Annotated in this window: 3 protein-coding genes; 2 read left to right on the top strand and 1 reads right to left on the bottom strand. The window is 64.1% G+C overall.

What is annotated here, in order from left to right; translation table 11 throughout:
- Window positions 1-57: 57 nt before the first annotated feature.
- Together EOC06_RS35665 and EOC06_RS35670 are read left to right on the top strand one after the other, a co-directional pair.
- A complete protein-coding gene (locus EOC06_RS35665; RefSeq protein ID WP_128310008.1) occupies window positions 58-1,194 on the top strand; it encodes a VWA domain-containing protein in 1,137 nt (378 codons plus the stop codon).
- Window positions 1,194-2,081: an amidohydrolase gene (locus EOC06_RS35670; protein WP_164898949.1), complete on the top strand. Its 888-nt coding sequence runs from the start codon at window positions 1,194-1,196 to the stop codon at window positions 2,079-2,081. The genes EOC06_RS35665 and EOC06_RS35670 overlap by 1 nt, the downstream gene beginning before the upstream one ends.
- Window positions 2,082-2,085: 4 nt before the next feature.
- Here the strand turns inward: EOC06_RS35670 and EOC06_RS35675 are convergent, their stop codons facing one another.
- Window positions 2,086-2,493 carry a carboxymuconolactone decarboxylase family protein gene (locus EOC06_RS35675; RefSeq protein ID WP_063172539.1) on the bottom strand — a complete coding sequence of 136 codons (408 nt, stop codon included), beginning with the start codon at window positions 2,491-2,493 and terminating at the stop codon, window positions 2,086-2,088.
- Between the last annotated feature and the right edge of the window lie 137 nt (window positions 2,494-2,630).

Raw genomic sequence — 2,630 nt, forward strand, 5'->3', positions numbered from 1 at the left:
GCCAATCTCCCCCCTTGAGGGGGAGATGTCCGGCAGGACAGAGGGGGGCGCCACGCAATGATGCGGGAAACAAGCTTGCCCCGCGCCGCTGCGCCCTTCCTCAGCTTCGGCCGCTTGCTGCGCCGCTATGGTTTCGCCATCGCCCCCGAGCAGGTCTCCGGCTTCATGCAGGCGGTGACCCTGCTCGGGCCGCGCTCGATGGCAGACATCCGCGAGGCCGCCCTTGCCACGCTGGCGCCGCCGCCCGACCGCCGCGACGAATTCGAGGCGCATTTCCAGAGCCACTTTTATGGCAATACATCCGCCGTGGTCGAAGGCGACGCCGACGAGGAAACTCGCATCAAGGATGATGGCGGCGCCGACGACGAACGGCTCGAGGCCGAACAAAGCCAAGAGGGCGGCGACCTCTCTTCGGCGCTGGAGCAGCTGAGTACCCGCGACTTCCAGCGCGACGACGACAGGCTGACCGCCTTTCGTCGCAAACTCTCGACCGCTGTACCAGCCCGGCGCTCCTTCCGCACCGTACGCACCCACTCGCGCGGTAAGCTCGATCTGCGCCGATCGCTCAGGGAAATCGTCAGCGCCGATGGCGACGTGCCCTCGCCACTGCTACGCCGCCGCCAGACCGTACCGCGCAAGCTGCTGCTGCTGATCGACGTTTCCGGCTCGATGAAGCTGCACACAGCGGACTATCTCAAGCTGGCACATGCGGCCGTGCAAGGTGCCGACCGCGCCGAGATATTCACCTTCGGCACGCGGCTGACGCGCATCACCACGGCATTGCGCATCCGCGACCGCGACCAGGCGCTGGCGCGCGCCGCGGCCCAGGTCGACGACTGGGACGGCGGCACCCGCATGGGACCGACGCTGCTCGCCTTCCTCTCGGTGCCGCGCTTCTCGTCGTTTGCACGCGGTGCCACGGTCGTGATCCTGTCCGACGCGCTGGAGCGCGGCGATCATGGCGAGATGGAGACGGCGATGCGACGGCTGAGCGCCCGCGCTTTCCGGCTGTCGCTGGCCACACCGCTAGCCGGCGACCCGCGCTTCCGGCCGGCAACGGCTGCACTTCGCGCCATCCTGCCTGACCTGGACGACCTCATCGACGGCTCGTCGGTGAAAAGCCTCACCGATTTCATCCTGTCGCTCGCTCGCCCTGCTCCGGCGGCGGCGGCAATCTGGAAGAGGGTTTCATGATGCAGAAAACAATCGACGCGCATTTCCACATCTGGCGCCAAAAGGACCAGCCCTGGCTGGTCGGGCCGATGGTGCCGCGCATCTTCGGTCCCTACGAGCCGATCCGGCGCGACTACCCGATCGGGGAATTTCTCGAAGACCAGAGGGATTCAGGCGTCGAAAAGGCCGTCTATGTCCAGACCAACTGGGCCAAGGAAGATTTCGAGAAGGAAGTCGCCTTCCTGCAGAAGACATCCGACGAAACCGGCTGGCCGCATGCCATCGTCGGCTACACCGACATGACCGTCGACGATATCAGGCCGCAGATCGATCGCTTGATGAAATACAAGCTGCTGCGCGGCGTGCGCATGCAACTGCACTGGCACGAGACCCCGGCCTTCCGCTTCGCCGCCTCCGCCGACCAGGTGATCGACCCCAATGTGCGCGCCAATGTGGCGCGGCTCAAGGACTATGGCCTCTCCTTCGACCTGCAGCTCTTCCCCGCTCAGATGAAGGACGGCCTGACGCTGGTCGGCGAAAACCCGGAGACGAATTTCATCCTCACCCATGCCGGTATGCTGACCGGCATGGAGCCGGAAACCACCGAAGCCTGGAAGGCAGGCCTGCGCACGCTTGCAGCCGCCCCCAACTTCTACGCCAAGCTCTCCGGCCTCGGCACCTTCGTCCATCGCAACGACCCGGCGCTGATTGCCTATATCGTCGACAACGCGATCGAGATCCTGGGCGCCGACCATTTGATGTTCGGCTCGAACTTCCCGATCGAAAAACTGTGGACCAGCCACGCCGAGCTGATCAAGGCGCACCGCGACGCGGTGGCGAAGCATGGTGCGGCGGCGGAGGCGGATATTTTCTGGAACACGGCGGAGAAGGTTTACCGGCCGGTGTGAGGCCTCACTTCACCTCGAACTGCGGGTCAACCGGAATCTGCATCGCCGTCACCAGATGGTTGGTCTGGCCGGCCAGCCCGATGATCGACACCAGCTCGCCATGCTGCGCATCGGTCATGCCCTTGGCTCGAGCCGCCGCCGTGTGCGAGTGGACGCAGTAGGAGCAGCCATTGGCGGTCGACACGGCAATGTAGATCATCTCCTTGGTCAGCGGGTCGATGGCGCTGTCAGCGACCATCACCACCTTCAACTGCTCCCAGATCCGCTTCAGCGCCGGAGGATCATTGGCCAGCCCGCGCCAGAAATTGTTGACGAAATCAGATTTGCGCGTCGCGCGGATGTCGTCGAACACGGCTTTCACGGCCGGGATTTTCTCGACCTCGGCATCGCTGAGGAGTTTCGTCGTGGCCATGGCGTTCCCTTTCGTTTGAATTGAATCAAGTGTTGAGCAATTACGGCCAACCACCTTGGATGAATCGGTTTCAGCCCCTCACCTTCGTCATCCTAGAGCGAAGCAGGAGCGAAGCTCCGTCGCGGAGACCCTAGGAT

The organism is Mesorhizobium sp. M7A.F.Ca.MR.362.00.0.0 (genome assembly GCF_004023175.1).
Lineage (GTDB): Bacteria > Pseudomonadota > Alphaproteobacteria > Rhizobiales > Rhizobiaceae > Mesorhizobium.